This is a genomic window from Streptomyces sp. VTCC 41912 (assembly GCF_045799175.1).
In the GTDB taxonomy this organism is placed as follows: Bacteria; Actinomycetota; Actinomycetes; order Streptomycetales; family Streptomycetaceae; genus Streptomyces; species Streptomyces albulus_C.
In genome coordinates, this window is sequence record NZ_JBJMAB010000012.1 from 107,625 (window position 1) to 129,813 (window position 22,189).

At 73.7% G+C, this 22,189-nt stretch carries 15 protein-coding genes; 9 read left to right on the forward strand and 6 right to left on the reverse strand.

Going from position 1 to position 22,189, the window contains the following annotated elements:
- Window positions 1–11 precede the first annotated feature (11 nt).
- The 5 genes from ACJ6WD_RS19495 to ACJ6WD_RS19515 all read left to right on the forward strand — a co-directional run bounded on the left by ACJ6WD_RS19495 (window position 12) and on the right by ACJ6WD_RS19515 (window position 7,080).
- The gene (locus tag ACJ6WD_RS19495) at window positions 12–2,150 is read left to right on the forward strand and encodes a xanthine dehydrogenase family protein molybdopterin-binding subunit (RefSeq protein ID WP_407616240.1); all 2,139 of its coding nucleotides are present in this window, start codon (window positions 12–14) and stop codon (window positions 2,148–2,150) included.
- Between the two features lie 158 nt (window positions 2,151–2,308).
- Window positions 2,309–2,857 (forward strand): ATP-binding protein, encoded by a 549-nt coding sequence (locus ACJ6WD_RS19500; RefSeq protein WP_407616241.1) that lies wholly within the window; start codon window positions 2,309–2,311, stop codon window positions 2,855–2,857.
- Between the two features lie 289 nt (window positions 2,858–3,146).
- Entirely contained in the window at window positions 3,147–5,204 is a 2,058-nt protein-coding gene (locus ACJ6WD_RS19505) for a phosphocholine-specific phospholipase C (RefSeq protein WP_233657886.1), read from the forward strand.
- A gap of 126 nt (window positions 5,205–5,330) precedes the next feature.
- On the forward strand, window positions 5,331–6,389 hold the full coding sequence (locus ACJ6WD_RS19510; protein WP_407616242.1) for an aldo/keto reductase: 1,059 nt from the start codon (window positions 5,331–5,333) through the stop codon (window positions 6,387–6,389).
- Between the two features lie 124 nt (window positions 6,390–6,513).
- The gene (locus ACJ6WD_RS19515) at window positions 6,514–7,080 is read left to right on the forward strand and encodes a hypothetical protein (protein WP_407616243.1); all 567 of its coding nucleotides are present in this window, start codon (window positions 6,514–6,516) and stop codon (window positions 7,078–7,080) included.
- A gap of 15 nt (window positions 7,081–7,095) precedes the next feature.
- Here the strand turns inward: ACJ6WD_RS19515 and ACJ6WD_RS19520 are convergent, their stop codons facing one another.
- Window positions 7,096–8,271: an Ig-like domain-containing protein gene (locus tag ACJ6WD_RS19520; RefSeq protein ID WP_233657888.1), complete on the reverse strand. Its 1,176-nt coding sequence runs from the start codon at window positions 8,269–8,271 to the stop codon at window positions 7,096–7,098.
- 188 nt (window positions 8,272–8,459) lie between these two features.
- Window positions 8,460–9,740 (reverse strand): DUF6777 domain-containing protein, encoded by a 1,281-nt coding sequence (locus ACJ6WD_RS19525; RefSeq protein WP_331246717.1) that lies wholly within the window; start codon window positions 9,738–9,740, stop codon window positions 8,460–8,462.
- 184 nt (window positions 9,741–9,924) lie between these two features.
- Here ACJ6WD_RS19525 and ACJ6WD_RS19530 point away from each other — a divergent pair, with 184 nt between their 5' ends.
- Window positions 9,925–11,259, forward strand: a complete 1,335-nt coding sequence (locus ACJ6WD_RS19530) for a streptophobe family protein (protein ID WP_331246718.1) — start codon at window positions 9,925–9,927, stop codon at window positions 11,257–11,259.
- 15 nt (window positions 11,260–11,274) lie between these two features.
- Here the strand turns inward: ACJ6WD_RS19530 and ACJ6WD_RS19535 are convergent, their stop codons facing one another.
- The 3 genes from ACJ6WD_RS19535 to ACJ6WD_RS19545 form a co-directional block, all read right to left on the reverse strand.
- Entirely contained in the window at window positions 11,275–12,276 is a 1,002-nt protein-coding gene (locus tag ACJ6WD_RS19535; protein ID WP_233657891.1) for a serine/threonine-protein kinase, read from the reverse strand.
- Window positions 12,273–12,914 (reverse strand): hypothetical protein, encoded by a 642-nt coding sequence (locus tag ACJ6WD_RS19540; protein ID WP_407616244.1) that lies wholly within the window; start codon window positions 12,912–12,914, stop codon window positions 12,273–12,275. Before ACJ6WD_RS19540 ends, ACJ6WD_RS19535 begins: the two co-directional genes overlap by 4 nt.
- A 63-nt stretch (window positions 12,915–12,977) precedes the next feature.
- Entirely contained in the window at window positions 12,978–15,320 is a 2,343-nt protein-coding gene (locus ACJ6WD_RS19545; protein WP_233657893.1) for an FHA domain-containing protein, read from the reverse strand.
- A 239-nt stretch (window positions 15,321–15,559) separates the two neighbouring features.
- On the opposite strand from ACJ6WD_RS19545, the gene ACJ6WD_RS19550 reads away from it, so the two are divergent.
- Complete coding sequence (locus ACJ6WD_RS19550; RefSeq protein WP_407616245.1) at window positions 15,560–17,020, forward strand: nucleobase:cation symporter-2 family protein; 1,461 nt, start codon at window positions 15,560–15,562, stop codon at window positions 17,018–17,020.
- 63 nt (window positions 17,021–17,083) lie between these two features.
- Here the strand turns inward: ACJ6WD_RS19550 and ACJ6WD_RS19555 are convergent, their stop codons facing one another.
- The gene (locus ACJ6WD_RS19555) at window positions 17,084–17,719 is read right to left on the reverse strand and encodes a transcriptional regulator (protein ID WP_233657895.1); all 636 of its coding nucleotides are present in this window, start codon (window positions 17,717–17,719) and stop codon (window positions 17,084–17,086) included.
- Between the two features lie 862 nt (window positions 17,720–18,581).
- On the opposite strand from ACJ6WD_RS19555, the gene ACJ6WD_RS19560 reads away from it, so the two are divergent.
- Complete coding sequence (locus tag ACJ6WD_RS19560) at window positions 18,582–20,954, forward strand: glycosyltransferase (RefSeq protein ID WP_407616246.1); 2,373 nt, start codon at window positions 18,582–18,584, stop codon at window positions 20,952–20,954.
- Window positions 20,951–22,171, forward strand: coding sequence for an acyltransferase (locus tag ACJ6WD_RS19565; protein WP_331246723.1), 1,221 nt, complete (start codon window positions 20,951–20,953; stop codon window positions 22,169–22,171). Before ACJ6WD_RS19560 ends, ACJ6WD_RS19565 begins: the two co-directional genes overlap by 4 nt.
- The last annotated feature ends 18 nt before the right edge of the window (window positions 22,172–22,189 follow it).

Below are 22,189 nucleotides of genomic sequence, written 5' to 3' on the forward strand. Positions count from 1 at the left end.
GGACCCGCGCCATGAGCCATCCGCCGGAGGAAGCACCGTTCCCGCCGGGCCCGCCGCCGCATCCGCTGGGCGACCCGCTGGTCCGCCGCGAGGGCCGGGAGAAGGTCACCGGCACCGCCCGCTACGCCGCCGAGCACACCCCGGACGGCTGCGCCTACGCCTGGCCGGTACCGGCCACCGTCGTCCGCGGCCGGATCACCGAACTGGACACCGGCGCGGCGCTGGCCCTGCCCGGCGTGATCGCGGTGCTCACCCACGAGAACGCGCCCCGCCTGGCGCCCACCGGCGACCCCACCCTCGCCCTGCTCCAGGAGGACCGGGTCCCGCACCGCGGCTGGTACGTCGCGCTGGCCGTGGCCGACACCCTGGAGGCAGCACGGGACGCCGCCGAGGCCGTCCACGTCAGCTACGCCACCGAACCCCACGACGTGACGGTCACCGCCGACCACCCCCGGCTGTACGTGCCGGCGGAGGTCTTCGGCGGCCCGGGGGCCCGCGAACGCGGCGACTTCGACGCGGCGTTCGCCGCCGCACCGGCGACCGTCGACGTCACCTACACGGTGCCGCCGCTGCACAACCACCCCATGGAACCGCACGCCGCCACCGCCCTGTGGACCCACGGCCACCTCACCGTCCACGACTCCAGCCAGGGCGCCACCAGGGTCCGCGAGGACCTGGCCGCCCTGTTCAAGCTCGGTCAGGACCAGATCACCGTCCGCTCCGAGCACGTCGGCGGCGGCTTCGGCTCCAAGGGAACGCCCCGCCCCCAGGTCGTGCTCGCCGCGATGGCCGCCCGGCACACCGGCCGCCCGGTCAAACTCGCCCTGCCGCGCCGCCACCTGCCCGCCGTCGTCGGCCACCGCGCCCCCACCCTCCACCGGGTGCGCCTCGGCGCCGGGCCCGACGGCGTGATCACCGCCCTGGCCCACGAGATCGTCACCCACACCTCCACGGTCGCCGAGTTCGTCGAACAGGCCGCGATGCCCGCACGCATCATGTACACCTCGCCGCACAGCCGTACCGTGCACCGCCTGGCCGCGCTCGACGTCCCGACGCCCTCCTGGATGCGGGCCCCCGGCGAGGCCCCCGGGATGTACGCGCTGGAGTCGGCCGTCGACGAACTCGCCGTCGTCCTCGGCCTCGACCCGATCGACCTGCGGATCCGCAACGAACCCGGGACCGAACCGGACACCGGCCGCCCCTTCAGCAGCCGCCACCTCGTCGACTGCCTGCGCGCGGGCGCCGCCCGCTTCGACTGGTCGTCCCGGGACCCGCGCCCCGCCGTGCGCCGCCAGGGCGACCTGCTGCTGGGCACCGGCGTCGCCGCCGCCACCTACCCCGTCCAGATCTCCGCCACCGACGCCGAGGCGCACGCCGCCGCGGACGGCACCTTCCGCGTCCGGGTCAACGCCACCGACATCGGCACCGGCGCCCGCACCGTGCTCGCCCAGATCGCCGCCGCCGCGCTCGGCGCCCCCGCGGACCGGGTCCGGGTCGAGATCGGCAGCAGCGACCTGCCGCCCGCCGTGCTCGCCGGCGGCTCCACCGGCACCGCCTCCTGGGGCTGGGCCGTCCACAAGGCGTGCACCGCGCTGCTGGCCCGACTGCGGGAGCACCGGGGGCCGCTGCCCGACGAGGGCGTCACCGTCGCCGAGGACACCCGCCGGGAGACCGAGCAGCCCTCCCCGTACTCCCGGCACGCCTTCGGCGCCGTCTTCGCCGAGGTGCAGGTCGACACCCGCACCGGCGAGGTCCGGGTCCGCCGCCTGCTCGGCCAGTACGCGGCCGGGCACATCCTCAACCCCCGTACCGCGCGCTCCCAGTTCGTCGGCGGCATGGTCATGGGCCTGGGCATGGCCCTCACCGAGGACAGCGCACTGGATCCCGTCTACGGCGACTTCACCGCCCGCGACCTGGCCGCGTACCACGTCCCGGCCTGCGCCGACGTCCCGGCGATCGAGGCGTACTGGCTCGACGAGGAGGACCCGCACCTCAACCCCATGGGCAGCAAGGGCATCGGCGAGATCGGCATCGTCGGCACCCCGGCGGCGATCGGCAACGCGGTGTGGCACGCCACCGGCGTCCGGCTGCGGGACCTGCCGCTGACGCCGGACCGGATCCTGACCGCCCGGGCCGTGCCGCTCACTTGAGAGGGGGTCACCTCATACGGACCACCCCTGTTGCGGGCCCCGAACCCGCGGGTCAGCATGACAGTCCACCCATACGTGACGGATGCTCACTCTTCGTGTTCGGGGTTCGTTGGTCCAACGAGGTGAAGGACGTGAGCCTCGCGGTGAGGAGCCACGACATGACACCACCCGGAGACCGGCACTACACGGTCGAACTGCACGTCTCGGCGGAGCGCGTCCCCCAGATCCGGCGCATCGTCGCCGCGCACCTGCGCCATTGGGACCTCGCGCCGCAGGTCAGGCCGGTGTGCGAGGGGGTGGCGGAACTCCTGACCAACGTCCACCGGCACATCGGCCCCGACGCTCGCTGCGTGGTCGAACTCCGCCGGGGCGAGCGCCACCTGACGGCATCGGTCGCCGACGACGGGCCCCGGCTGCCGCGGCTGGAGGGCGCGAGCGGCGGCGGGCTCGCCCGGATCGCCGCGCTGAGCGACAGCTGGGGCAGCTGCGGCACGGCCGGCGGCAAGGTCGTCTGGTTCACCCGCCGGATCGAGGCGGCCCGCACGGCGCCGGTCGGCCCGCCGGCGCCGCCGACCGGTGCGCCCGACGGGGCTCCGCCGGCCCCCGCCGCGGCGGAGCCGACCCCCGTGGCCGAGCCGTCGGCGGCCCCGGCCGTCGAGCCGTCCGCCGCCTCCGGACCGCCGCCCTCGGAGGCGACGTTGGTCTGAGTCCCAGCTCCGAGGCGTCGTCGACCCGACGCCCCCGACCGGCCCCCGAACGGCCGGCGGGACACGGCAGCACCGCCGTGTCCCGCCGGCCGTTCGTCGTGCCCGGCCCGCTCCGGCCGGTGAGTTCGCCCTCCGTACGGTGAGGTGTCATCTCCGGGACACCCCCTCTTCCCGGACCCTCGTTCCTCTTGGAACACTCTGCTGACCGCTGTATCCGCACGACCCTTGCGCACCGTGCTCCCGAACAGACCCCCCGTCATTTCCCCCCACCCACGAGGTCCCCAGACACATGGCTGACATCAACCGCCGGCGTTTCCTCCAGATAGCCGGCGCCACCGCGGGCGTCACCGCCCTCTCCGGCAGCATCGCCCGCGCCGCCGCCATCCCGGCCCGGCGCAGCACCGGCTCCATCAAGGACGTCGAGCACATCGTCGTCCTCATGCAGGAGAACCGCTCCTTCGACCACTACTTCGGTTCGCTGAAGGGCGTCCGCGGCTTCGGCGACCCGCGCCCGGTCACCCAGCCGAGCGGCAAGTCCGTCTGGTACCAGGCGAACGGCGGCAAGGACGTGCTGCCCTACCACCCCGACGCCGAGAACCTCGGCATGCAGTTCATCGAGGGCCTCAACCACGACTGGCACGGCGGCCACCAGGCGTGGAACAACGGCAAGTACGACCAGTGGATCCCCGCCAAGGGCACCGGCACCATGGCGTACCTGACCCGCAAGGACATCCCGTTCCACTACGCGCTCGCCGACGCGTTCACCGTCTGCGACGCGTACCACTGCTCGCTGATGGGCGCCACCGACCCCAACCGCTACTACATGTGGACCGGTTACGTCGGCAACGACGGCACCGGCGGCGGCCCGGTCGTCGGCAACGAGGAGGCCGGCTACGGCTGGACCACCTACCCCGAGCGCCTGGAGAAGGCCGGCGTCTCCTGGAAGATCTACCAGGACATCGGCGACGGCCTGGACGCCGCCGGCAAGTGGGGCTGGATCGACGACGCCTACCGCGGCACCTACGGCGACAACTCCCTGCTCTTCTTCAACCAGTACCGCAACGCCAAGCCCGGCGACCCGCTCTACGACAAGGCCCGCACCGGCACCAACGTCAAGCAGGGCGGCGGCTACTTCGACCAGCTCAAGGCCGACGTCAAGGCCGGCAAACTGCCGCAGGTCTCCTGGATCGCCGCCCCCGAAGCCTTCTCCGAGCACCCCAACTGGCCCGCCAACTACGGCGCCTGGTACGTCTCGCAGGTCCTGGACGCGCTCACCTCCAACCCGGACGTGTGGAGCAAGACCGCCCTGTTCATCACCTACGACGAGAACGACGGCTACTTCGACCACGTCGTCCCGCCGTTCCCGCCGGCCTCCGCCGCCCAGGGCCTGTCCACCGTGGACACCGCCCTGGACCACTACCCCGGCAGCGCCGGCTACGCCGCCGGCCCCTACGGCCTCGGCCAGCGCGTCCCGATGCTGGTGGTCTCGCCCTGGAGCACCGGCGGCTACGTCTGCTCAGAGGTCTTCGACCACACCTCCATCATCCGGTTCATGGAGAACCGCTTCGGCGTCCACGAGCCCCACATCACGCCCTGGCGCCGCGCCGTCTGCGGCGACCTCACCTCCGCCTTCGACTTCTCGCTGGAGAACACCAAGCCGGCGGCGCTCCCGGACACCAAGGGCTACCAGCCGCCGGACCACGACCGGCACGACAGCTACCACCCCACGCCGCCAGCCAACCCCGTCCTGCCCACGCAGGAGACCGGCTCCCGGCCCAGCCGCCCGCTGGCCTACGTGCCGCTGACCGACGGCGCCGCGGACGTCGCCGGCGGCCGCTTCACCCTCACCTTCAGCGGCGGCAACGCCGCCGGCGCCTGCTTCCTGGTCACCGCGCCCAACCGCACCGACGGCCCCTGGACGTACACCACCGAGGCCGGCAAGACCCTCTCCGACACCTGGAACACCACCTACTCCAAGGGTGCCTACGACCTGACGGTGCACGGACCCAACGGCTTCCTGCGCACCTTCAAGGGCCCCGGCAAGAAGCAGACCCCCGAGGTCACCGCCCGCCACGACGCGGCCTCCGGACAGGTCGCGCTGACCCTGACCAACCCGGGCACCGCGGCCTGCAACCTGACCATCGCCAACGCCTACGGCGGCGCCAAGCAGACCGTCCGGGTGGACCCGGGCGGCACCGTCACCCGGCCCGTCGACCTCACCGCGAGCAAGCGCTGGTACGACCTGACGGTCACCGCCGACACCGACGCCGGCTTCCTGCGCCGGTTCGCCGGCCACGTCGAGACCGGCAAGCCGGGCGTCAGCGACCCGGCGCTGCGCACCGGCTGACCCGGCCCGGCCGGGAGGCGCCGCACCACGGGCGCCTCCCGGCCACCCTCCGGCGGGAATGTCGCCTTGCCTTGGAGCGCGCTCCAGCTCCTAGCGTGTGACGCACCACCGATCGAAGGGGAACCGTTGCGGTACACACTGTTCGGCAAGACCGGCCTGCGGGTCAGCGAGCTGTCCCTGGGCACCATGACCTTCGGCGAGGACTGGGGCTGGGGCAGCGCCAAGGACACCAGCGCCCGCATCCTCGACGCCTACGCCGACGCCGGCGGCAACTTCCTCGACACCGCCAACAACTACACCGCCGGCACCTCCGAGACCATGCTCGGCGAACTGCTCGCCGGCCGCCGGGACCGCTTCGTGCTGGCCAGCAAGTACACCTGCGCCACCGCCGAGGGCGACGTCAACGCCGGCGGCAACCACCGCAAGAACCTCGTACAGTCCGTCGAGGCCAGCCTCCGCCGGCTGAACACCGACCGGCTCGACGTGCTGTGGGTGCACGCCCGGGACAACTTCACCCCCGTCGAGGAGGTGATGCGCGCCCTGGACGACGTGGTGCGGGCCGGCAAGGTCCTCTACCTCGGCGTGTCCGACTGGCCCGCCTGGGAGATCGCCCAGGCCAACACCCTCGCCGAGCTGCGCGGCTGGACCGCGTTCGCCGGCTCGCAGCTGCGCTACAACCTGCTGGAGCGCACCGTGGAGCGCGAACTGCTCCCGCAGGCCCGCGCCTTCGACCTCGCCGTGCTGGCCTGGGCCCCGCTCGCGGCCGGCAAACTCACCGGCAAGTACCGGCGCGGGGAGTCCGGCCGGCTGGACACCAGCGACCGGACCAGCCACTGGGACCACAACGAGGACGAGACCGTCACCGCCGTCCTGGAGGTCGCCGAGCAGGGGGGTTGGAGCCCGGCGCAGGTGGCCCTGGCCTGGCTGCGGCAGCGCCCCGGCAACGTCATCCCGATCATCGGCGCCACCAAGGAGAGCCAGCTCGCCGACAACCTCGCCAGCGTGGACGTGGTGCTGGACGCCGACGCCCTGGCGCGGCTGGACGCCGTCAGCGACGTCCCGCTCGGCTTCCCGCACGCCTTCCTGCGCGAACCGGGCATCACCGAGACCGTCTACGGCGACCGCTGGTCCGCCATCGAGGACCGGCGCTCCACCCACCGGCGCACCGCCCACGACGTCCGCTGACCGCGCGGCACGCGCCGTCCCGGTACGCCGAACGCCGCCGCCCGGATGGCCGGGCCCGGGCGGCTGCGGTCTAGTGAGGGGCGGGCGGTCCGCCGGGCCCGCTCGGGCGCCAAGGAGACGTGCGATGTGCAACACCGCCGCGACGGCCGTCACCGCGGCCACCGTCGCCCTGGTCGCCGCGGTGACCGGCGGGTGCGGGACCGGGGCCGGCGGGACCGGTCCCGCACCCGCCCGGACCCCGTCCGCCACCGGTCCGGCCACGAGCGCCCCGCCGTCGGCGATCCCGCCGGCGGGGCCGGTCGCGGTGCACGCCCGCACCGGTCCGCTCGGCCCGCTCCTGGTCGACGGCCAGGGCCGCGCGCTCTACCTCTTCACGGCGGATCGGGGGCGCGAGTCGACCTGCTACGGCGACTGCGCGGCGCTCTGGCCGCCGGTGCTGGTGCGTGGCGCGCCCACGGCCGGCAGCGGCGTGCGGGGGGAGCTGCTCGGCACCACCGCCCGCCGCGACGGCAGCCGGCAGGTCACCTACCACGAGCAGCCGCTGTACTACTTCGACCGGGACAAGCGGCCCGGTGACGTGCGGGGCCAGGGCGCGGACGACCACGGCGGGACGTGGTACGTGCTCGACCCGGCGGGCAACCGGGTCACCCGCCCGGTGCCCGGCGGCAGCGCCGGCCCCGGCGGGTCCTGACCGAGATCCGGTCGGCTACTTGAGGGCGCTGCGCTGCTGCCACTGCTGCCAGTTCTCCTGCCAGACCTCCAGGCCGTTGCCGACGCCGGTCTGCTTGGTGCTGCTGGTGCCCTTGACCTCGACGGTGGAGCCGATCGTCAGGAAGTCGTAGACCCGCTTGGCGTCCGAGGTGGTCATGCCGAAGCAGCCGTGGCTGTTGTTGACCACGCCGACGGAGTTGTTCCAGGGGGCGGAGTGCAGGAAGGTCCCGGACGCGGTGAGGTGGGTGACCCACTTGGAGTCCAGCATCCACTCGTTGCCGTGGCCGATGGTGGCGGAGTCCATGGTCTCGGCGGCGTTCTTGCTGCGGACGGTGTGCACGCCGCCGCGGGTCGGGTCCTGCGGGGAGCCCGCGGAGCCCTTGACGGTGCCCACGGCCTTGCCGCCGTCGTACATGGTCAGGGTGTGCGAGGGCACGTCGATGACGGCCTTGTGGTCGGCGCCTATCGTGAAGTCGAAGTCGTAGTCGCGGGCGAACCAGCCGCTGTCGCCGGAGTTGATGCCGCCCAGCCCGCCGCGCACGGACACCTTGGTGCCGGACGGCCAGTAGTCCTTGGGCCGCCAGTCGATCCGGTCCTTGCCGGACCAGTCCGTCACCCAGCCCCAGGCGCCTTCGACGTGCGGCTGGGTGGTGACCTTCAGCGCCTTCTCGACCTCGGCGCGGTGGCTCTTTGCTATCGGGTGGTCGAAGAGGATCGAGACCGGCATCCCGGTGCCGACGGTCTGCCCGTTGCCCGGCGTGTTGGTCAGCTTGTTGACCTTGTCGGCCTGCTCGGTGGTGAAGGTCGAGGTGGCCGAGGACTCCTTGCCGCCGGTCGACGTCGCCTTGGTGGTCACGGTGTAGGTGGTCTTCGGCCGGACCTTGCCCTCGGACGTCCATGACGCACCGTCAGCGGTCAGCTTCCCGGGCACCTTGGCGCCCTCGCCGTCCTTGACGTCGACCGCGGTCAGCTTGCCGCCGTCGGCCTTGACGGATATCGGCGAGCCGAGCTTCGCGGCGGAGCTGCCGCCGGCCGGGGTGACGGTCACCTTGGCGGCGGGCTCCGCCGCCTTGGACGAGCCGGCGCCGGTCCCGCACGCGGTCAGCAGCAGCCCCGCCGCGAGCGCGGCAGGTATCAACCGGGCGGTGTGGCGACGTGTTCCGGCGTGCACGAGGGTCCCTCCAAAGCTGAACAACGGACGGCGGCGCCGCCGAAGGCGTCCGCCGCACACAGAGACGTTTTGTCCGCTTCAGAGGTTGTGCGGTGCATCGGTTTATTAGGACACGGTTCGATATCGAAGCCGGCAGGGAGTGCCGAGTGCCCCGGCGGCGCGGTCGCCCGGCGCCGGCGGGCGCGACGTCAACCGGAGGCGCCGCCCGGCTGGCCGGGCGTCCCGGGGGTCTCGCCGGGGCCGGCGGGCGACCCGGGCTGCTCCGGCGTCGTGGTGCCGGGCGTGCCGGGCGGCGCGGGTGTGGAGGGGCCGCCCGGCGGCGTCGAGCCGGGGCCGGACGGGGACCGCGGCGGCGTGCCGCCCCCCGGCGACTGCGGTGACGCCGGGGACTGCGGGGGCGTCGACGGCGAGCCGTTCCCCGGCGAGCCGGGGGAACCCGGTGCCGACGGGGACGCCGGCGACGGGGAGAACGGCGAGGCGGACGGCGGCGCCGACGGCTGGTCCGTGCTGCCGTCGGCGCCTTCCGGGCGGGTGAAGTACTGCCCGGTGCCGGGGTCCTTGAGGACGAAGTCCCGTACCGGCTTCGCGGCCGGCCGCACCGTCACCACGTTCGCGTCCCGGAAGCCGGGCCAGGGCTTGCCCTGCGTCGTCAGCCCCTGCCCGCCGGTGGCCGTCGGCGGCGTCAACGGGTTCCCGCACGCGCAGCGCACCCGCGGCACCCCGTACGCGTCCACCAGCACCGCCGTGCCGGCCTGGAGCACCGCCTGGTAGCCGGTCGCCCTGCCGTCCTGGTAGCCGTGGTTGGTGACCCAGGTGTCGACCAGCAACTGCACCGGCGTCATGGACCGCAGGTACGCCGGCAGCTCCCCGGCGTCCTTGCCGACCACGCCGGCGAACGCCCGCGCCTTGGCCGGGTCGGCCTGGAGGTAGCGGATCTGCTTCTCGACGTCGCAGCTGGCCCGGTCGCGACTGCCGCCGTACAGGCCGGGCGCCGCCCCGGAGACGCTGGTGCGCCGGTGGTCGCCGCTCGGCGGTACGGACGGCGTGGCCTTCGGGGACGCGGTGCCGTCCCCGTTGACCGTCGAGTCGGTGAACGGGGCCGGGCCGGTCGCCGCGACCGATTCCAGGTGCAGCACGCCGGCGCTCCCGTTCCCGCCCCCGGGGCGGGTCAGCACCACGGCCACCACCACGGCCGCCACCACCGCCGCGGCGGCGAGCGCGATCCGCGGGGTCGAGCGCCACCAGGGCCGGTGCTCGCCCTCACCGTCCCCGTCGCCCCCGCCACCGCCGCCGCCCCCGGGGCCGTCCGGCGGCGGGGCGCCGGTGCCCGGTGCGGTGGGGTGTCCCGGTTGCGGCCAGGGGCGGGTCGGTTCGTGCGGGGGCACGGTGGGGGAGCCGGCGAGCGGCCCCGACGGCGGACCGGTCGGCCGGCTCCCCGGTCGGTCGTCCGGCGGCGGTGCAGATGTCACGGGTCTCTCTTCCCGGCGCTGTTGGGCCATCCGGCGATGGGTGTTACACCCGCATTTGCGGAGAATTGGCGGCTTATGGGTCATTGTGTGCCGAGGTTCGGCGTCCTCCGCAAGCGGGGTTGGCACGCCCGTGCGTACCGTGGCCCGGACGGCAGTTAGGCCCCGCGCCCGGCAGGAGGCAAGCGTGAGCCAGACGCCCGGCCCGACGACGGCCGGCCCCGCAGCACCGGCGCCCCACGGCCTTCCGCCCGCCCTCCGCGGTTGGTTGGCGGCGCTCGGCACCGCCCTGGCGGGCCTGGTCACCATGGTGGTGACGGCCGCGCTCGGCCTGTGGGCGGCGGGCGCCGCGGACCTTCCCCAGGGCGGGTACCCCGCGGTGGTCGCGGCCGCCGTCGTCGCCGCGGCCGGCGGCTCGATCAGCGCGACCGGCGACGCCGGGATCATCGCCGAGGCGCGGGCCGCCGTCGACGCCGTCCCGCTGTCCGTCACCCTCGCCGGCATGCTGGTGACCGCCGTGCTCTTCCTGCGGCCGCTGCGGCACCGCGCGGTCGCCCCGGCCGGCGAACTCCTCGGCCGGATCGCCCGGACGGCGGTGTGCTGGGTGGTCCTGCTCTGGCTGGTCGCGCTGGCCGCCCGGCACAGCTTCACCGTCACGGTCGGCAACTCGCTCGCCGACCAACTCGGCGCCCTCCTGGGCAGCACCCCCACCGTCGGCTTCCACGCCGACCTCCCGGCCACCGTCGGCTACGGACTGCTGTGGGTGCTGGCCGTGCTGGTGCTGGCCTTCCTGGTCTCCCGCAGGGCGCCGCTCGACGCCCGACTGCTCCGCTTCCAGGACGCGGTCCGCCCGCCGGCCCACGCGATGCTGCTGGTGCTGCTGGCCTACGTGGCGATCGGACTCCTCGTCGGCGTCGTCGAGTTGTTCACCCGCGGCGATCCGGCCCGCACCCTCGCGGTGCTGCTGCTCGGGCTGCCGAACCTGGCCTGGCTGGCACTGGGCCTGGGCACCGGCGGAGCCTGGAGCGGACACGTCGACAAGGTCCTCGGACTGCCGTTGCCGCACGCACTGGAACAGGTGCTGCGGCACCGCGGCACGCACACCGTCGACCTGGGCTCGCTGGGCGCCCAGGACGGGCGGGTCTGGCTGCTGGTGGCGGTGGCCGCGGTGGTGCTCCTGGGCGCCGCGTTCGGTGCGGCGGTCCGCGCCCCGGCCCGGATCCCGCTCTGGCGGCACGCCCTGGAGATGGCCGCGGCGCTGGCCCTGACCCTCCTCGTCGTCGGCCTCCTCACCAGGATCGACGCCCACTACGGGCTCTCCCTGATCGGCGTCGGCGACCTCGGCGGCGACCTGGGCGGCGCGGTCCTCCTGGAGCCGCAGCTGTGGCGGCTGGTGGGGGTGGGCGCCGCCTGGGGCCTGGTCACCGGATGCGCCGGCGGCCTCGCCGCCCGCCGGGTCCGCCACCCCGGCCAGGTCGGCGACGCGCCCCACGCGCCGCCCCACGCGCCGCCGGACCGCTGACGGGCCGATGCGGCCCTACGCCCCGGGGAACACCGGGCGCGCCCAGCGCGGGGGCGGCGGGGGAGCCGGACCGTGCGCGGTGCCGCGCTCCGCCCCGGCGGCGGGCACGTCCACCCGGGTCGGCGCGGGCGCCGCGGTCGGGCCGGCCGCCGTCGTGCTCCGCCCCGCCGCCCGCAGCGCCGCCACGAACCCCCGGCAGCTCTCGTACCGGTCCTCCGGGGCCTTGGCCAGCGCGCGGGCGAAGACCGCGTCCACCGCCGGCGCCAGCTCGGGCCGCAGCCCGCTCGGGGGCGGCGGCGGGTCGTACTGGTGGGCCCAGAGCAGCGCCATGTCGTCGTCGCGGCGGAACGGCGGCGCCCCGGTCAGCATCTCGTAGGCGACGCAGGCCAGCCCGTAGACGTCGCAGCGGCCGTCGACCGGACGCCCGGAGATCTGCTCGGGCGCCACGTAGTCCAGCGTCCCGACGAACTGGCCGACGCTGGTGAAGCCGGTCAGCGACAACGACTTCTTCGTCAGCCCGAAGTCGGTCAGGTAGACGTGTTCCGGCCGGTCGCTGTCGGTGCCCTCGGCGATCAGCACGTTGCCGGGCTTGACGTCGCGGTGGACCAGGTCGTGGGCGTGCGCGGCGTCCAGCGCGGACGCCACCTGCACCGCGATCCGGCAGGTCGTGGCGAGCGGCAGCCGGCCCTCGTGGTCGAGCAGCGCCCGCAGGTCGTGGCCCCGGACGTAGCGCATCGCGATGTAGAGGAGCCCGTCGGTCTCCCCGGCCTCGAAGACCGGCACGATGTGCGGGTGGTCGATCGCCGCGGCCACCCGCGACTCGTGGGCGAAGCGCTGCCGGAAGGTGTCGTTGCGGGCCAGCTCGGGCGCCAGCAGCTTCAGTGCCACGGTCCGGCCCAGCCGCAGGTCCTCGGCCTGGTAGACCACCGCCATGCCGCCCCGGCCGATCTCCTCCCCGAGCAGGTAGTCGGCGATCCGGCGTCCGCGCAGTCCGGCGGAGGCCGACGACCCGTTCACGGCCGGTCACCCGGCCGGTCCACCGGCGGCGGGAACCGCTCCGCGGTGGGCCGGTCCCCGTTCCCCGCGTCCTCGCGGCGCCCCGCTCCTGCCGCCCCTGCCGCCCTTTCCGCCCCTGCCGCGTCCGTCGCGTCCGTCGCGTCTGCGTCCGTCGTCGGCCCCTCGGAGACGGCGAAGGCCACCAGCGACGCGCCGTCGCAGAAGCACCACCGCTCGTGCCGGGCGTCGTACAGCCACACCGCGTCGCCGTCCACCACCGCCCCGATCCGGGTGCCCCGCGCCCGCTCGGCGAACGCCTCCCGGTCCAGCTGGCCGGCCAGCAGCTCCTCGACCCACTGCCGGTAGCGGCCCAGGGCGCCCTCGGCCGCGGCCAGCAGCGGCCGGGGGTCCGCGGTCCGGGCGGTGGGCTGCCCGGCGGCCGGCGGGCCCTGCGGCACGGACAGCAGCAGCCGCCCGTCCACCCACGCCGACCAGCCGTTGGAGCACCGCGCCAGGGCCCAGTCACCGCGCCGTTCGACCACCTCCACGGGCAGCAGCGGATCGAGCGGCACCAGCGGACGGGCGGCGTCCGGGGCCGCCCAGGTCGCCATTCCGTCCGGCGGGACGACGTGGCTGGGACGGAACTCCGGCACGGTCACGAGCGGCTCCTCGGTGCTCCTCGCGCACGGCCGCGGGCGCCGCCGCGCGCACGACGGTCCCGGCTACTGGCGCATGATCTCGGGCTCCTGCCGCCGCAGCAGTCGGTAGACGCAGAAGCCGAACACCACCGAAAGCACCACCAACATGCCCATGTCCAGCAGCCACGGCCCCACCGCGTGCCGGAACAGCGGGTCGGCGGTGAGCGGCCCCGGCTGGAGGCGGCCCAGGTCGATGGTGCCCGCCATCGCGGCCAGCGCCCACCGGGACGGCACCAGCCACGCCACCTGCTCCAACACCGCGGTGCCGCGCAGCTGGTGCAGGGCGCCGCAGAACACCACCTGGACGATGGCGAGGAGGACCAGCAGCGGCATGGTGACCTCCTCCTTGCGCACCAACGCCGACACCAGCAGTCCCAGCAGCATCGCGGTGAACGCCAACAGCGCCACCGCCAGCGTGATTTCCACCAGCGGCGGCATCAGGACCCCCGTGCCGCCCGGGGCGTTGAGCTGGACCCCGAACAGCGCCACCAACGTCAGCACCACCGCCTGGACGACCGTGACGGTCCCCAGCACCAGCACCTTCGACAGCAGGTACGCCGAGCGGGACAGGCCCACCGCCCGTTCCCGCTGGTAGATCACCCGTTCCTTGACCAGCTCGCGGACCGCGTTGGCGGCACCGGTCAGCACCGCCCCCACGCAGAGGATCAGCAGCACCGTCGCCGCCCCGTCGGTCAGCTTCCCGCCGCTGAGGGCGTGCGCCATCGCCCCCATCACGAACGGCAGCGCCACCATGATGATCAGGAACGTCCGGTCCGAGGACAGCGCCGCCGCGTACCGGCGCACCAGCGTCCACAACTGGGCGCCGCCGTGCCGGGTGCGCGGTGCGGCCACCGGCTGCCGGGGCGCCGCGGGGGCGGGCGGCTGCCGGGTGTCGCCGGTGATGTACCGGCGGTACGACGGCGAGGCCCGGAACTGCCCGGCCCAGTCCCGTCCGCGGTCGTTCTCGAACGCCTCGAACGCCTCCGGCCACTCGGCGAACCCGAAGTACGGCAGCGCCTCCGCCGGCGGCCCGTAGTACGCGAGGGTGCCGCCCGGGGCGAGCACCAGCAGCCGGTCGCAGGCGTCCAGGCTCAGCACGCTGTGGGTGACCACGATGACCGTGCGGCCGTCGTCGGCGAGGCCGCGCAGCATGTGCATCACCGAGCGGTCCATGCCCGGATCGAGACCCGAGGTCGGTTCGTCGAGGAAGAGCAGCGACGGCTTGGTCAGCAGCTCCAGCGCGACGCTGACGCGTTTGCGCTGGCCGCCGGAGAGCTTGTGGATCGGCAGTCCGGCCCGCTCGACCAGGCCCAGTTCGCGGATCACCTCCTCGACCCGGGCCGCCCGCTCGGCGGGCGCGGTGTCCCGGGGGAACCGCAGTTCCGCCGCGTAGCCCAGCGCCCGGCGGACGGTCAGCTGGGTGTGCAGGATGTCGTCCTGCGGCACCAGCCCGATGCGCTGGCGCAGCTCGGCGTAGTCCCGGTAGAGGTCCCGGCCGTCGTAGAGGACGGTGCCCCCGTCCGCGGGCCGCAGACCGGTCAGCGCGTTGAGCAGCGTCGACTTGCCGGCCCCGCTCGGGCCGATCACCGCGAGCAGCGACTTCTCACCCACCGGGAACGACACCCCGTCCAGCAGCGTCCGGCCCTCGGCGCCCTTGCCGACCCGGACCGTCAGCTCCTGCACGTCCAGCGACACCTCGCCGGTGTCGACGTACTCCTGGAGCTGGTCGCCGACGAGGACGAAGGCGGAGTGGCCGATGCCGATGATGTCGCCGGGGCGCACCGGTGCCTGCTGCACCGGACTGCCGTTCAGGTAGGTGCCGTTGTGGCTGCCCAGGTCGACTAGTTCGTGGCCGTCGGGGCCGGCGCGGAGCTCGGCGTGCCGCCGGGAGACCGCGAGGTCGTCCACGACCAGGTCGTTGTCGGCGGACCGGCCGATCCGCACGGTGCGCGCCGGGGGCAGGTGCCGCACCGTGCTGGGCCGGCGGAAGGTGCGGGTGGCCGCGGGGTGCGACACCGACGAGGGCCGGCCGACGGTCGGGCGACGGGGCACGTCGGCGAGTACCGCGCAGGGTCCGTCGGCGGGGTTGCCGAAGCGGATCACGCTGCCCGGTCCGACGTCGGACCGCGACACCCGATGCCCGTCCGCGTACGTACCGTTGGTGCTCCCCTCGTCCTCGACCAGCCAGTGGCCGCCGGCGGTCCGGAGCACCGCGTGGTGCCAGGACACCCGGTCGTCGCGGATGACGAGGTCGCACGCCGGGTCGCGCCCCACGTGGTACGCGTGGCCCGGGCTCATCACCTGCGCGACTCCGCCGGAGCGGACGAGGAGTTCGGGCGCAGCAGACGGATCAGGCCGCTCAGCCATATTTCGCATTTTACGGCGCATTCCCCGCCGGCGCTCCTGGTTACTCGCGCGGAACGGGACAGGTCAACTATGGTGAGCGCCCCGATGAGCCCGCACCTGCGCATTCCACGGAAATGCCGGACTTCGATCCGCCCATCGAAGGATCACCCGGTGAACGGGACGCACCGCACCCCGCAGGGAAATGCACCATAGGGCCCGGGTTCCCTCTTATTCACCTACCTCGTGAAGGCAAGGCAGAGATGGCACGACTCGCGCGACGATCCCCTCGGCAGTTTCCTCGGCAACGGGCCCACCCGGTCGACGAGGTACTGCCGTTCGGCAAACTCGCCCTCTACGGTTTCCAGCACGTCCTCGCCTTCTACGCGGCCGCGGTCATCGTCCCGATCATGCTCGGCAACGCGCTCGGACTGTCCCGCTCGGAACTCGTCTACCTCATCAACGCAGACCTTCTGACCTGCGGAATCGCCTCCATCATCCAGGCGTTCGGCATATGGAAGATAGGCGCCCGACTGCCCCTGGTGCAGGGCGCCACCTTCACCGCGGTCTCGCCGATGATCGCCATCGGGCTGGGGGCCGGCGGCGGCACCGCCGGACTGCTGGTGGTCTACGGTGCGGTCATCACCGCCGGCATCGCGACTTTCCTTTTCGCCCCGTTCTTCAGCAAGTTGGTGAAGTATTTCCCACCGGTCGTCATCGGCACGATTCTCACCATTATCGGCCTCACGCTCATCCCGCAGGCGCTCCAGGACGCGGCCGGCGGTGTCCAGTTGGCCGGTAGCCCGGAATTCGGCGACCTGAAGAACCTCGGATACGCGCTGGGCACCCTGCTCTTCATTCTGGTGATCGTGCGGATCGGAAAGCCGCTGCTGAGCAGTGTCGCGGTGCTTCTCGGGCTGGTCGGCGGAACGGCCGTCGCCTGGGCGCTCGGTGACGCCGACTTCAGCGGCGTGGGGCAGACCGACTGGTTCGGCGTCAGCACGCCCTTCCACTACGGCATGCCCAAGTTCGAGGCGTTCCCGATCATCGCGATGGTCGTCGTCATGCTGATCACGATGGTGGAGACCACCGGGGACGTCTACGCGATCGGCGAGATCACCGGAAAGCCGGCCAGCAACGACACGGTCGCCCGGGCGCTGCGCGCCGACGGCGTCGCCACCGTGCTCGGCGGCGTCTTCAACTCCTTCCCGTACGTGGCGTTCGCCGAGAACATCGGTCTGGTGCGGATGTCGCGGGTGATGAGCCGGTTCGTGGTGGTCGCGGCCGGTGGCTTCATGGTCGTGCTGGGGCTGGTGCCCAAGGCCGGTTCGGTGGTCGCGGCGATCCCGCACCCGGTGCTCGGCGGCGCGGCCCTGTCCATGTTCGGCATGGTCGCCGCGGTCGGCATCCAGATCCTCGGCAAGGTCGACCTGCGCGAGGAGCGCAACGCCCTGATCCTTGCGGTCAGTCTGGGCGCCGCGTTCCTGCCGACCGCGGTCGCGCCGTTCTTCGAGCGGATGCCGCAGGGCGTCCGGGCGGTGCTCGACAGCGGCATCACGCTGGGCGGCCTGACCGCCATCGTGCTCAACCTGGTCTTCAACGTCTTCACCCGGCGCAAGTCGCTGGAGATCGACTGGGACGAGTTCACCGAGGACGAGGACGAGGGACTGGACGAGGCGGCGGGGCCGGCCGGTCCGCCGCCGCACGCCCAGGGCGCGTACTGACGCCCGGCCCGCCGGGGCGGCGCGGGCGTCAGTACGCGCCCCCGCCCCGGCGCACCGGCCGTCTCAGCGCACCGAGTGGAACGGCGGCGCCTCTCCCGCCTCCCCGATCAACTCCCAGAAGCGGTCGACCAACTGCCGCAGGTACGCCGACCGTTCGGCCGCGATCTCCTTCAGCCGGGCGTCGGCGTTCCGCGCCACCACGTGCCCCATGTACCGCTCGGAGAACTCCGCGAACTCCCCGTGCATGGTGCGCAGCGCGTCCCCCACCCGCGTCCGGTTCAGCGTGGTGATCTCGGTGATCGGCCCGACGTGCGACTTCCAGCGGCCGTCGAGGGCCGCCCGCAGGTGCCCGGCCAACTCCTCGACGTGCCCCATCACTCCGATGAGTTTGCGCAGCGACAGCCCCAGCGCCTCCACCAGTGCCTTGGTCTGCCGGTAGTCGCCGTGCCACTGGTTGGCCGCCTCGGCCGTCCGGTACGCCTCCGGGGCCATCCCGACCAGCTGCGCCAGCCGTTCCGCGCTGAGCTGCCGGGCCATCCGGTGCTCGGCCAACGACCGCGGCTCCACCCCCATCAACACGGTCGGCGGGCACCACAACACGTCGGCCAGGGCGAACAACTGCGGCTCGGTGGGCACCAAGGAGCCGTACTCCCACGCCTCGATCACCTCGGGGCGCACCGGTGCGCCGCACGCCGTCATGGATTGGGCGACCTGAGTCGTGGTCAGGCCAACCCGGGCCCGCGCGGATCGGGCCTGAGCGGGAGAGAACGGAACGCTGTTCACGTACGCGACACCTCGCTGCACCCGGCCTTCAGGGGGTGCTGGGGGGAGGGGAGGGAAGGGACGGACATGGAGGAACGTCCAGGGGCGGGAAGATTAACAGATCGGCCAGAGGTACGAACCTCCAGTTCAGAACTGGCGTACCGGGTATAGCCGGTGCACCGGCATCTACCGGGCGGTAGCGGTTGTGGGGAGCGCCACGACGACCGGACGTAATGCAGGTGTTACGTGGATGAAGGTGCGGTGTCACAGTGATCGTCGAGGCTGGCGAGTGCCGATGGGCCTTGCTCGGCAGGGCCGCTCGGTGTACACCTGACATCCGGTCCTCCCCCCACGATCCGATCAGGATGGGACCCTTCCTATGCGATACACGCTCGACCGCCCCCGTGCGGTTCGGTGCATGCAGTCCGTTGTGCCGGTCGCGACCGTCGAGGTCGCGCACCACCGCGCCGCCGTCCGTTCCGTCGAGAGAAGACGCACCCCGGCGCGCCCGCCCTTCTCGCTGTCATGCCTCTGACAATCAGCGTGCGTGCGTCCGGCGCTCACCAGGTGACCGCCGCCTGACGCCCTCCTGAACGTCACCGTCCACGCATCGCGCGCACCACGGAGCCGCCGGCACCCCACGAGCCGGCGCGCCGGCATCCCCACACGCCGCCGCAGCAGGGCGGTTGCTCCGCCCTGCCCGCGCGCGGCCACCGGCCCCGAAGGACCGTCGACCACCGGTCCCCGCGGCGCCGCCGCCGGCCTCCGCGTGCCCCGTAGCCAGAAAGGACAACCGCAGGTGCTCACTTCGCACCACGCACCCTCCCAGGGCTCACCCACGGCCCTGCTCGGCGGAACGGACCAGTCCACCCCCGGCACCCACCCCGCCGGCCACGTCCTCGTCGTCGGTACCCCCGGCCCACGCCTGGAACGCCTCACCCACACCCTGCGCACCACCGGCCACGACGTCAGCCACGCCCCGCCCGGCGAGGCCGGCCCCCGCGTCCGCCAGGCGCCCCCGGACGCCGTCGTCGCCCTCGACGAACCCGGTACCCGGTACGCCGGAGCCGCCGTCATCCGCGAGGTCCGCACCGTCCCCGCCGGCCGGGCGCTGCCGCTCCTGGTCGTCACCGACACCTCCGGCCCCGCCGGCGTCGCCCAGTTGCTCCGCCAGGGCGCCGACGACTGCATACCCGAGGCCTCCGATCCGGACGAACTCTCCGCCCGCATCGAGGCCAAGCTCCGCCGCGTGCCGGTCCCCGTCGAGCAGCTGCTGCGCGACCCGCGCACCGGCCTCTACTCCCGCCCGCACTTCCTCGACGAGGCGGAACGCGAACTCAACCGCCCCGAAGCCGCCCGGCACGGCGGGGTCCTCGCCGTCATCGGCGTCGCCGAACTGGCCGCCCTGGAGGAGCGGTTGGGCCCCCGGGTCCGCCGCGAGGTCGCCGAACGGCTGGCCGGCGTCGCCGAACAGCTCGGCGGCGTCTGCGACCGGCTCGGCCGCGACGACGACGGCCACCTGCTGATGCTGCTGCCCGGCATCGACGAGGAGAGCGCGCTGCGCGGCCTGACGGACTTCGCGACCGCGGCCGCCGGCACCCGCTTCGTCGTCGCCGACGAGAACGTCCGCCTCACCCCGGCCGTCGGCTGGCTCCCGCTCACCGGGTGCACCGACGCCGCCGACGCCGTCGACCAGGCCCGCGACGCGGCCCGCGAGGCGCTGCGCCATCGCGACCTGCGCCCCGTCCGCTACGCCCCCTGGATGCGCGAGGCCCCGCACCGCCACCGGCGTCCCCCCGTGCGGGCCCTGATCCGCCCGGTGCTCTCCGCCCTCTCCCCGGTGCTCGCCCTGCTCCTGGGCATCGGCGTGCCGTTCGCCCTCTACCGGCAGGCGTACCTGGCCGGTTGGGACCTCGGCTCCGGCATGTACTGGGCGGTGGTCGCCGGACTGGTGCTCTCCGCGCTGCTGATCGTCCTGGAGTGCCTCTACGCGCTGGACGCGCCACCCCGGCCGGCCAGCCCCGGCGCCCCCTACCCGCCGGCCAGCGCCGTGATCGCCGCGTACCTCCCCAACGAGGCCGCCACCATCGTCGACACCGTCGAGTCGTTCCTGCGCCAGGACTACCCCGGCGAGCTGGAGATCGTCCTCGCCTACAACACCCCGCACCCGCTGCCCGTCGAGGACACCCTCCGCGCGATCGCCGCCCGCGACTCCCGGCTGGTCCTGCTGCCGGTCGCCGGCTCCACCTCCAAGGCGCAGAACGTCAACGCGGCCGTCACCCGGGTCCGCGGCGAGTTCGTCGGCATCTTCGACGCCGACCACCACCCCGCGCAGCACGCCTTCCGCGACGCCTGGCACTGGCTCTCCAACGGCTACGACGTCGTCCAGGGCCACTGCGTGGTCCGCAACGGCGACAGTTCCCGCGTCGCCCGGCTCGTCGCCGTCGAGTTCGAGGCGATCTACGCCGTCAGCCACCCCGGGCGCACCCGGCTGCACGGCTTCGGCGTCTTCGGCGGCTCCAACGGCTTCTGGCGCACCGACCTGCTCGCCCGCACCCGGATGCACGGCTCCATGCTCACCGAGGACATCGACTCCACCATGCGCTCCCTGACCAGGGGCGCCCGGATCGCCGTCGACCGCACCCTGATCTCCCGCGAGCTGGCCCCCACCACCCTCGCCGCGCTGTGGAACCAGCGCTCCCGCTGGGCCCAGGGCTGGCTCCAGGTCTCCCTCAAACACCTCTGGCACGGCCTGCGTTCACCCGCACTGACGGCGCGTCAGAAGTTTGGTCTGCTGGTCCTTCTGGGCTGGCGCGAGATCCAGCCGTGGCTCACCCTCCAGATCCTCCCGATCCTGCTCTACGCCATCTGGAAGACCGGCGGCCCCGCGCACCTGGACTGGGCGGTGCCGGTCTGCGTGCTCGCCCTGCTGCTCACCCTCGCCGCCGGCCCCGTGCAGGCCCTCTTCGCCTGGCGACTGGCCGTGCCCGAACTCCGCGCCCGCCGCGGCTGGTTCTGGTCCTACCTCCTGGTGTCGACCGTCTTCTACAGCCACTTCAAGAACATGGTCGCCCGCCAGGCCCACCTGAAGGAGGCGCTCGGCGACCGGCAGTGGCGGGTCACCCCGCGCGCCCAGGCGACCGCCGCGGCCCGGGCGGTGGCCCGCCGATGACCACCGCCACCGCGCCGCCCGCCCCGCCGCGCACCCCCGAGAGCGCCCCGCGCCGCCGCCCCGCCGGCGACATCGACGGCTTCCGCGGACTGGCCGCGCTCAGCACCGTGGCCTTCCACGTCTGGCAGCAGTACACCGCCTACGACGCCCGCGGCAGTCACTCCCCGCTCGCCAACCCCGCGCTCGACGCGGTGCTGTCGCTGGAGGTCATCGACCTCTTCTTCGTCCTGTCGGCGTTCCTGCTCACCCACTCCTACGCCCGCGCCGCCCTCGACGGCGGCTCCACCCGCCCCGCCCGCGCCTTCCTCTTCCGGCGCGCCATCCGCATCCTGCCGCTCTACCTCCTGGCCGTCCTGGTGGTCTGGGCCACCCGCAACCCCACCCTCCCCGGCGACTGGCGGGACCTGCTGGAGCACCTGACCTTCACGCACGTCTTCGACCAGGACCGGATCTTCTACACCCTCGGCCCCACCTGGTCGCTCTCCCTGGAGGTGCTCTTCTACTTCGTCCTGGTCGGCCTCGGCCCGCTCGCCGTCCGCGCCTGCCGCCGACTGCGCCGCCGCTCCGCCCGGATCGCGGTCTGCGCGGGCGGCTGCCTGGCCCTCTACGCGGCGCCGCTGGTCTGGATCACCGTCGCGCACTACGCCCTCGGCATCCCGCACACCGACTGGGTCGCCTACTTCGGCCCGCAGGCCCGCTTCGGCGGATTCGCGGCCGGCATGGGCCTGGCGGTGCTGCTGGCCGCGCTCGGCGACCGGGCCCGCCTCACCCCGCCCACCGCCCTGCTCCTCACCGGCCTGGCGCTGGCCGGCCTCTTCTGCCTCTCGCTCCAGTCCGACGCGGAGGGCTTCACCTTCACCTACTACCACCCGATCGCCGCCGCCCTGTGGGCGCTGCTGCTCTTCGGCACCCTCCACATCCGCCGACGCACCTTCTGGAACCGCTTCCTGACGGCCCGTTGGCTCACTCCGGTGGGGCTGATCAGCTACAGCCTGTTCATCTGGCACGAACCGGTGATGCTCCTGCTCCACAACGCCGGGCTGCTGCCCACCGGCCCGTCCGGCTTCCCCTGGGCGCTGCTGATCGTCTTCCTCGCCGCCCTGCCGGCGGCCGCCGCCAGCTACTGGCTCATCGAGTACCCGGCGAGCCTGCTCGGCCGCCTCAGGGACGGGCACGGCCGCCCCCGGGACTTCTACCCCGAACCCGCCCTCCGCTGACCGCGGAGGCAGCAGAGC

What these genes read in the sequence shown, in the direction of transcription:
- ACJ6WD_RS19495 (WP_407616240.1), top strand. Translation starts at nt 12, where the DNA reads ATGAGCCATCCGCCGGAGGAAGCACCGTTCCCGCCGGGCCCGCCGCCG.
- ACJ6WD_RS19500 (WP_407616241.1), top strand. Translation starts at nt 2,309, where the DNA reads ATGACACCACCCGGAGACCGGCACTACACGGTCGAACTGCACGTCTCG.
- ACJ6WD_RS19505 (WP_233657886.1), top strand. Translation starts at nt 3,147, where the DNA reads ATGGCTGACATCAACCGCCGGCGTTTCCTCCAGATAGCCGGCGCCACC.
- ACJ6WD_RS19515 (WP_407616243.1), top strand. Translation starts at nt 6,514, where the DNA reads ATGTGCAACACCGCCGCGACGGCCGTCACCGCGGCCACCGTCGCCCTG.
- ACJ6WD_RS19545 (WP_233657893.1), bottom strand. Translation starts at nt 15,320, where the DNA reads ATGGCTGAGCGGCCTGATCCGTCTGCTGCGCCCGAACTCCTCGTCCGC.
- ACJ6WD_RS19550 (WP_407616245.1), top strand. Translation starts at nt 15,560, where the DNA reads ATGGCACGACTCGCGCGACGATCCCCTCGGCAGTTTCCTCGGCAACGG.
- ACJ6WD_RS19555 (WP_233657895.1), bottom strand. Translation starts at nt 17,719, where the DNA reads ATGACGGCGTGCGGCGCACCGGTGCGCCCCGAGGTGATCGAGGCGTGG.
- ACJ6WD_RS19565 (WP_331246723.1), top strand. Translation starts at nt 20,951, where the DNA reads ATGACCACCGCCACCGCGCCGCCCGCCCCGCCGCGCACCCCCGAGAGC.